Source organism: Streptomyces viridiviolaceus (assembly GCF_014650995.1).
GTDB classification, from domain to species: domain Bacteria; phylum Actinomycetota; class Actinomycetes; order Streptomycetales; family Streptomycetaceae; genus Streptomyces; species Streptomyces viridiviolaceus.
This window is the reverse complement of sequence record NZ_BMWA01000015.1, coordinates 225380-233603: the sequence shown is the minus strand read 5'-3', so window position 1 is coordinate 233603 and position 8224 is coordinate 225380. Positions and strand designations below refer to the sequence as shown.

Below are 8224 nucleotides of genomic sequence, written 5' to 3'. Positions count from 1 at the left end.
TGCACGTGACCGCGAAGGACCTGGGCACGGGCAAGGAGCAGAAGATGACCGTCACCGGCGGCTCCTCGCTGCCGAAGGACGAGGTCGACCGGATGCGCCAGGAGGCCGAGCAGTACGCGGAGGAGGACCACCGCCGCCGCGAGGCCGCCGAGACCCGCAACCAGGGCGAGCAGCTCGTCTACCAGACGGAGAAGTTCCTCAAGGACAACGAGGACAAGGTCCCGGGCGAGGTGAAGACCGAGGTCGAGGAGGCCGTCGCCGAGCTGAAGGAGAAGCTCAAGGGCGAGGACACCACCGAGATCCGCACCGCCACCGAGAAGGTCGCGGCCGTCTCCCAGAAGCTCGGCCAGGCCATGTACGCCGACGCCCAGGCCGCGCAGGCCGCGGGCGGTCCCGAGGGTGCCGCCGCCGGTGGCGCCAAGGCGGCCGACGACGACGTCGTCGACGCCGAGATCGTGGACGACGAGCGCAAGGACGGTGCCGCGTGACGGAGGAGACCCCGGGCTTCGAGGAGAAGCCCGACGTCCCCTCCGGCGCCACCCCTGACGACGCCGAGCCGAAGGCCGCCTCCGAAGAGGGGGCGGCCCCGGCCGGGGACGCGAGCGAGAACGCTGGCCTGGTGGCCCAGCTGGACCAGGTGCGCACGGCGCTGAACGAGCGCACGGCGGACCTCCAGCGGCTCCAGGCCGAGTACCAGAACTACCGCCGCCGGGTCGAGCGGGACCGGGTCGCGGTCAAGGAGATCGCCGTCGCGAACCTCCTGACCGAGCTCCTGCCCGTCCTCGACGACATCGGCCGCGCCCGGGAGCACGGCGAGCTCGTCGGCGGATTCAAGTCCGTCGCGGAGTCGCTGGAGACCGTCGCGGCCAAGATGGGCCTGCAGCAGTTCGGCAAGGAGGGCGAGCCCTTCGACCCGACGATCCACGAGGCCCTGATGCACTCCTACGCCCCGGACGTCACCGAGACGACGTGCGTGGCGATTCTGCAGCCCGGGTACCGGATCGGTGAGCGCACCATCCGCCCCGCGCGGGTGGCGGTGGCCGAGCCGCAGCCGGGCGCGCAGACGGTCAAGCCGGCCGAGGAGGCCACGGAGGCGAACGCGGACTCCGCGGAGAACAAGGAGAACGGTGGCCCGGAGGAGGGCTGACGTAATCACTGAGGACGGGAAGGAGGGACGTCGGGGATGAGCACCAAGGACTTCATCGAGAAGGACTACTACAAGGTCCTCGGCGTCCCCAAGGACGCCACCGAGGCCGAGATCAAGAAGGCGTACCGGAAGCTCGCCCGCGAGTACCACCCGGACGCCAACAAGGGCAACGCCAAGGCCGAGGAGCGCTTCAAGGAGATCTCCGAGGCGAACGACGTCCTCGGCGACCCCAAGAAGCGCAAGGAGTACGACGAGGCCCGCACCCTCTTCGGCAACGGCGGGTTCCGCCCGGGGCCGGGCGCGGGCGGCGGCTCCTTCAACTTCGACCTGGGCGACCTCTTCGGAGGCGGCGCCCAGGCCGGGGCCGGCGGCTTCGGCGGCGGGCTCGGTGACGTCTTCGGGGGCCTGTTCAACCGCGGCGGCACCGGCGCCGGCACGCGGACCCAGCCACGGCGTGGCCAGGACATCGAGTCCGAGGTGACCCTCAGCTTCACGGAGGCCATCGAGGGCGCGACGGTCCCGCTGCGCATGTCCAGCCAGCAGCCCTGCAAGGCCTGTTCGGGCACCGGCGACAAGAACGGCACGCCACGGGTGTGCCCGACCTGCGTCGGCACCGGCCAGGTCGCCCGGGGCTCGGGCGGTGGCTTCTCGCTCACCGACCCGTGCCCGGACTGCAAGGGCCGCGGCCTGATCGCGGAGACCCCGTGCGACGTCTGCAAGGGCTCCGGGCGTGCCAAGTCCTCCCGGACGATGCAGGCCCGCATCCCCGCCGGGGTGTCGGACGGCCAGCGCATCCGGCTGCGCGGCAAGGGCGCGCCGGGCGAGCGGGGCGGTCCGGCGGGTGACCTGTACGTGGTGGTGCACGTCAAGGAACACCCCGTCTTCGGGCGCAAGGGCGACAACCTCACCGTCACCGTCCCGGTCACGTATGCCGAGGCGGCGCTCGGCGGCGAGGTCCGGGTCCCGACGCTGGGCGGCCCGCCCGTCACCCTGAAGCTGCCGGCGGGCACGCCCAACGGCCGCACCATGCGCGCCCGCGGCAAGGGCGCGGTCCGCAAGGACGGCACCCGAGGCGATCTCCTGGTCACCGTCGAGGTGAGTGTCCCGAAGGACCTGACGGGGAAGGCTCGTGACGCGCTGGAAGCGTATCGCGAGGCGACCGCGGGTGAGGATCCGCGGGCGGAGCTGTTCCAGGCCGCGAAGGGAGCTTGAGGGAGATGGACGGTCGTCGACGCAACCCGTATGAACTGACCGAGGACACCCCGGTCTACGTCATCTCGGTGGCGGCCCAGCTCTCCGGCCTGCACCCGCAGACGCTGCGCCAGTACGACCGGCTGGGCCTGGTCTCCCCGGACCGCACGGCCGGCCGGGGCCGGCGCTACTCGGCCCGTGACATCGAACTGCTCCGCCAGGTGCAGCAGTTGTCGCAGGACGAGGGCATCAACCTGGCGGGCATCAAGCGCATCATCGAACTGGAGAACCAGGTCGCCGCGCTCCAGGCCCGGGTGGCGGAGCTGCAGGACGCGCTGGAGGGTGCGGCGACGGCGATGCGCCAGCGCGAGGCGGCGGTGCACGCCTCGTACCGCCGGGACCTGGTGCCGTATCAGGAGGTCCAGCAGACCAGTGCGCTGGTGGTGTGGCGGCCGAAGCGCCAGCAGCAGTCCCCGGACTGACGGCGCGTGAAGGCGTCCGCAAGGGGCCCGGAGGTTCGACGCAACCTCCGGGCCCCTTCGCATGCCCCCCGCATGGAGGGCGTGTAAAGGGAGTTGGGAGGCGATTCCGCTCCGTCTTCACACCGGCTGCGGAGCGTGGTGTTGTCATCTCGTTAAGTGCTTCCGCTTGACGCTGGGTACCGCCGCCGCGTTGGCTTTTCAGTCACCTGGGTTGCAATGCGGCACCCGCGTCCGGAAGGCACCAGAAGTGAGCTCCTGCATGCGTCGTATCGCCATATCCGTGGCAGCGTCCACGATGACCGTTTCGCTCGCAGCCTGCGGCGTGCTGAACGCGTCGGAGAGCAGCGACGGCGCGAGCCCGACCAAGGGCAACGACATCACGGTGGGCCTGCTGCTTCCGGAGACGGAGAACACGCGCTACGAGCAGTTCGACTACCCCATCTTCAAGAAGAAGGTGGCCTCGCTCACCCGCGACCAGGGCAAGGTCGAGTACGCCAACGCCGGTGCGGACGCGGCGAAGCAGACCCGGCAGCTGCAGCAGATGATCGACGACAAGGTCGACGTGATCGTCCTGGACGCCGTCGACTCGCAGGCCATCGCGGACGGTGTGCAGAAGGCCAAGGACGCCGGCATCCCGGTCATCGCCTACGACCGGCTGGCCGAGGGCCCGATCGACGCCTACATCTCCTTCGACAACGAGCTGGTCGGCGAGGTCCAGGGCCGCTCCCTCATCGAGGCGCTCGGCGACGACATCGACAGCTCCGACAAGATCGTCATGATGAACGGGTCGCCCACCGACCCCAACGCCAAGCAGTTCAAGGCGGGGGCGTTGTCCCAGCTGAACGGCAAGGTGACGATCGCCGAGAGCTTCGACACCAAGGACTGGAAGCCGGTGAACGCCGAGGCGAACATGGCCCGGGCGATCGAGTCGATCGGCAAGGACAACATCGCCGCCGTCTACTCCGCCAACGACGGCATGGCGGGCGGCGTGATCAAGGCCCTGGAGGCCGCGGGTGTGACCAAGCTGCCGCCGGTCACCGGCCAGGACGCGGAGCTGGCGGCGGTGCAGCGGATCGTCAGCGGCGAGCAGTACATGAGCGTGTACAAGTCGTACCCGCAGGAGGCCGAGAACGCGGCGGAGATGGCCGTCGCGCGGGTCCAGGGGCGGGACATCCAGTTCGACGCGCTCACCCGCGACAAGGTCGACAGCCCCACGCACAAGGACATTCCGGCGCAGCTGGTCCCCGTGGTCGCCCTGACGAAGGAGAACATCCAGGAGACCGTGGTCGCGGACGGCATCCACAAGGTCTCCGACATCTGCACCGCCAAGTTCGCGTCCGCCTGCGCGGAGATCGGGCTGAAGTAGTCCGGCCCGCCCACCCCCTCAGCTTCCTGCAAGTGCGCCGCGCAGAGGTCGGGACATACCGGTGCGAGCCGGTGGTTACCGGCCGCGGTCCCGCGGGGAGCCGTGTTGCGGACCCGGTCCCGGCCGCGCATAGTTGCGCTGCGGAAAGAGCCGGAACCGGGGGTGGGATGGGCGATGGCCGAGCACAGGGCGGACGGGCATCCACACGGTGCTGACCGTCTGTGCGAGGCGGGGGACCGCGTGTACTCCCGGGCCGTACGGCGCGGCCGTGTGCCCCGCCGGGACGTGGAGCCGGTGCCCTGCCTGCTGGAGCTGGCCCTGCTGCACCCCGACCCCGACGACATGGACTGGTTCGTGCCGACCTCCCCGCAGGAGGTCATGACCCGGCTGCTGCGCGGGGTCTACGACGAGGTGAGCGCCAGCCAGCGGCGGGTGGGTTCGGCGGTGGCGGCCTTCGAGTGGTACGCGGGGCTCGGCAGCCGGATCCCGGCCTCGGCCGCGACGGAGGGCACAGCGATCCGCGTACTGGACGGGCTGGCCCGGATCCAGGCCGCCATGGACGAGGCGACGGAGGCGTGCACGACGGAGGTGCTCACCGTCCAGCCCGGCGGCATCCGGCGGGAGCACGAGCTGTCGGAGGGACTGCACCGGGCGCTCGCGCTGCGCGGGCGAGGGGTGCGGATGCGGGACCTGTACACGCACGTGGCCCGGCACGGGCAGGGCCTGCTCAACTACCTGGAGCTGATGGGCGACACGGTCGAGGCGCGGACCCTGGACGAGGTCATCGACCGTCTCATCCTCTTCGACCGCACGGTGGCCTTCATCCCCGCCAACGCGGACCGCACGATGGCCCTGGAGCTGCGGCATCCGGGGCTGATCGCCTACCTGGTGACGGTCTTCGAGCGCCTGTGGCGCCTGGCGCTTCCCCTGACGGCCCCGCTGCCGGACACCGGCATCAAGGGCATCTCGCACCGCGAACGGTCCATCGCGGCGCTGCTGGCGGAGGGCCACCAGGACGCGGTGATCGCCGAGCGGCTGGGCATCAGCGTGCGCACCTGCCGCGCGCACATCGCCCGCCTGTCGGAGACGCTGGGCGCGGCCAGCCGCACCCAGCTGGGCGTGCGCATCGCCCAGGTCGGCCTCGACGGCCCGCCGCGGCCCGCCGCGGCCGTCAGCGTTCCGGACCGAGAATCCCCGACCGCCCGATGAGGTAGCCGAGCTGGGCCCGGCTCTCGCTGCCCAGGGTGGCGGCGAGTTTGGCGATGTGGACCCGCGCGGTGCGGACGTTCATGCCGAGACGGTCGGCTATCGCGGTGTCGGTGTGCCCTTCGACGAGGAGGGCGGCGATGGCGCGCTGGCGGGGGGTGATGCCGCCCCGCGTGGGCTGCCGGACGGCCCGGGGGTGCATGGGCGTGGCCAGGCGCCAGAGCCGGTCGAAGGTGGTGACGAAGTAGGAGATCAGCGCGGGCTGGCGGACCTCCAGGGCGAGGGAGCGGTCGGCGTTGGCGGGGATGAACGCGACCGCGCGGTCCACGATGATCAGGCGTTCGGTGACCTCGTCGAGCATGCGGGCCGACACGTCGCCGGTCAGCCGTTCGTAGCGGGCGACCACGACGGGGGAGTGCCGGACGGTGTGCTGGTACAGGGCGCGCACCCGGCCGCCGCGGTCGAGGAACGCCTGGTCCCTTTCCAGGGCGGCTTCCTGGACGTGGAGCGGCGGGGCGATCAGCCCGTTGTGCGGCTGGATGGAGAGGAGCTCGTCCGTGCCTTCGGCCAGTGCTTCGGTGATGGCCCGGCTCGTGCGCTCCTTGTTGCTGTGGATCCTCAGTACGGGGCTGTCCTCACCCGCCGTGTTCTGTCCGCCGAGGCGGAACAGGGGTTCGAAGACGTCGGCGAGCCGCTGCTCGCGCCGGCGTTCGGCGGCGATGCGGTCCGCCGATGCGCGCAGCAGGCGTTGCAGGGCGACGGCGGGGGCGACGGGCTCCAGCCGGCTCAGGTCGTCGACGGCCGGGTACAGCAGGCCGATGTCGATGAGGCAGGGTGCCTCCGCGGCCTCGGCGCCCGCGAGTCCGCCTTCGCGCAGTGCGCGGGCGTAGAGCCCCAAGCCCGCTTCGCACAGCTCCTCCGTTCCGTGGCGGTGCGCCTCGACGGTCACGCGTGGCTCTCTTCGGGCGAGCGGTGGCCCTGTTCCAGGATCCCGGACTGGGCTATGAGGTAGCCCAGTTGCGCGCGGCTGCCGCTGCCCAGGACCGCCGCCAGTTTCGCGATGTGGGCCCTGCAGGTGCGCACGTTCATGCCGAGGCGGCGCGCGATGGCCTCGTCGACGTGCCCCTCCACCAGGAGTTTGGCGATGGAGTGCTGGATGTCGGTGATGCCGTCGGGGGCGGTCTCGTAAGGAGTGCCGATCTTGAGCGGTACCGCGCGGGCCCACATGAACTCGAAGACCTTGATCAGGTAGCGCACCAGGCCGGGATGCCGCAGTTCGAGGGCGACCTGGCGGTCCTCCCGGGTCGGGATGAACGCCACGGTGTCGTCGCAGATGATGAGCCGCTCGACCAGTTCGTCGATGGTGCGGACCTCGACCTTGCCGTCGGCGATCTGTTCCACGTACGCCAGGGTCTCGGGGCTGTGCCGGGCGGTGTGCTGGTACAGCGTCCGCAGGCGCACGCCCCGTTCGATCAGTGGCCTGTCGCGCTCCAGTCCCTTCAGGAGGTTGCTCTCCAGCCGGCGGCCGCCGGGCTGTACGGTGAGCACCTCGGTCCGGCACTCGGCCGTCGCGAGGTTCAGCGCCGAGTTGATCCGGTCCCGTCCCTCCAGCACGGTGATGGCGTGGGTCGACGCGGTGCTCTGGGCGCTCGCGGCCATGAACGGCTCGAAGGCGTCGGCCAGCTGGACGGACAGGCGCCTGCGCTCCGTGATCTCCCGCTCGATGGGGTGCAGACGCTGCGCGAGGGCGATCGTCGGAGGCACGGGGCGCAGCCACGTGGCATCGTCGGGGTCCGGGTGGAGGAGGGCGAACTCCATCAGGCAGGGGGCCGACTCGACGTCCGTGCGGGCGATGCGGCCGGCACGCAGGGCATGCACGTAGAGCCGACTGCCTTCGTCACACAGTTCGGTAATGGCATGGGGATGTGCCGCTTGCGTCCCGTTTGTCCCCAATTTTCCACCCCCCAGGGTCCTGAACATGCAGGAACATGATGCACCGATTGTGTGGCCATGACGTGCCTATATGAGCCATCGTCTTATCCGACGGGGGAAGAGGAGACCATCGAGTGAGGACGAAGCCGACTATGAGTAAGAGAATGCTTCGCTCGGTATTTGCCGCTGCTCTTTCCGCCGTTGTGATGCTCGTGGGCGTGAGTGGCCTGGCCGGCAAGTCCAGCGATGCTCGGGCGAACGCCGAGTCGATTGCGGTGGTCGTCGGTGAAGAACACACCAACGACACTTCCTGGAACTGATCGCGATGACGACTCCACCCGACGACCGCTCCTTCCGCCGCGAAATGGCCACCGCCTACCGCTCCGGCTGGCACTTCATCGACCTGGTCACCGCCATCCCCCACAGCGGCGACTCGCTGATGGTGACCGTCTTCGGTGAGCCGGTCGTCGTCACGCGGGACGAGGACGGAGACCTACGGGCGTACAGGTGTCTGCGGCGGCCTCGGGGGGCGCCGCAGCCCGTGCGGTGTGCCATCCGGTACGGAATGATCTTCGTGAACCTGGACCAGCGGGACCACCGGCTCGTGCAGTCGGAGGGTCCCGAGATGCGGACCATCTCTGCCACCCCCCGCAGTGCCTGACGCGATTCCCCCGTCGTAACAGATCGCTCAGGTGCTTCCCCCCGCAGCGGGGGCACCGTGACCTGAACACGGTGACGCCGCTGTAGTTTTTGGGGATATTTCCGGACGTCCACCCGTCCGGCACCCGTCCCCTCCTGGCCGAAAAGAGCCGTCGGTGGCCCGCGTGCCCCCCAGCGCGCCCCCGCCCCTCCGCCACAACCCCTTGAGTGGAATAGACTCAACTTTATGCACGTTCTATG

General features: G+C 70.3%; 10 protein-coding genes. 8 read left to right on the top strand and 2 right to left on the bottom strand.

Annotation, left to right across the window (positions count from 1 at the left end; translation table 11 throughout):
* From IE260_RS23475 to IE260_RS23450, 6 genes are all read left to right on the top strand, one after another.
* Positions 1–488 (top strand): Hsp70 family protein (locus IE260_RS23475; protein ID WP_189875017.1); only part of this gene is annotated, 488 nt, incomplete at its 5' end.
* Positions 485–1147, top strand: coding sequence for a nucleotide exchange factor GrpE (gene grpE, locus IE260_RS23470; protein ID WP_189875015.1), 663 nt, complete (start codon positions 485–487; stop codon positions 1145–1147). The genes IE260_RS23475 and grpE, both read left to right, overlap by 4 nt.
* Positions 1148–1183: 36 nt before the next feature.
* Entirely contained in the window at positions 1184–2359 is a 1176-nt protein-coding gene (dnaJ, locus tag IE260_RS23465) for a molecular chaperone DnaJ (protein ID WP_189875013.1), read from the top strand.
* 5 nt (positions 2360–2364) lie between these two features.
* On the top strand, positions 2365–2820 hold the full coding sequence (locus tag IE260_RS23460) for a heat shock protein transcriptional repressor HspR (RefSeq protein WP_189875010.1): 456 nt from the start codon (positions 2365–2367) through the stop codon (positions 2818–2820).
* Between the two features lie 247 nt (positions 2821–3067).
* On the top strand, positions 3068–4186 hold the full coding sequence (locus IE260_RS23455) for a sugar ABC transporter substrate-binding protein (RefSeq protein ID WP_189875008.1): 1119 nt from the start codon (positions 3068–3070) through the stop codon (positions 4184–4186).
* 174 nt (positions 4187–4360) lie between these two features.
* A complete protein-coding gene (locus IE260_RS23450) occupies positions 4361–5395 on the top strand; it encodes a helix-turn-helix transcriptional regulator (protein WP_189875006.1) in 1035 nt (344 codons plus the stop codon).
* On the opposite strand, the gene IE260_RS23445 is transcribed toward IE260_RS23450, so the two are convergent.
* Together IE260_RS23445 and IE260_RS23440 are read right to left on the bottom strand one after the other, a co-directional pair.
* Entirely contained in the window at positions 5358–6341 is a 984-nt protein-coding gene (locus IE260_RS23445) for a helix-turn-helix transcriptional regulator (protein WP_189875004.1), read from the bottom strand. The genes IE260_RS23450 and IE260_RS23445 overlap by 38 nt on opposite strands.
* Positions 6338–7372: a helix-turn-helix transcriptional regulator gene (locus tag IE260_RS23440; RefSeq protein ID WP_189875002.1), complete on the bottom strand. Its 1035-nt coding sequence runs from the start codon at positions 7370–7372 to the stop codon at positions 6338–6340. Before IE260_RS23440 ends, IE260_RS23445 begins: the two co-directional genes overlap by 4 nt.
* 104 nt (positions 7373–7476) lie before the next feature.
* Here IE260_RS23440 and IE260_RS23435 point away from each other — a divergent pair, with 104 nt between their 5' ends.
* Both IE260_RS23435 and IE260_RS23430 read left to right on the top strand, forming a co-directional pair.
* Complete coding sequence (locus IE260_RS23435) at positions 7477–7644, top strand: hypothetical protein (protein WP_189875000.1); 168 nt, start codon at positions 7477–7479, stop codon at positions 7642–7644.
* Between the two features lie 5 nt (positions 7645–7649).
* Entirely contained in the window at positions 7650–7985 is a 336-nt protein-coding gene (locus IE260_RS23430) for a Rieske (2Fe-2S) protein (RefSeq protein ID WP_189874998.1), read from the top strand.
* The last annotated feature ends 239 nt before the right edge of the window (positions 7986–8224 follow it).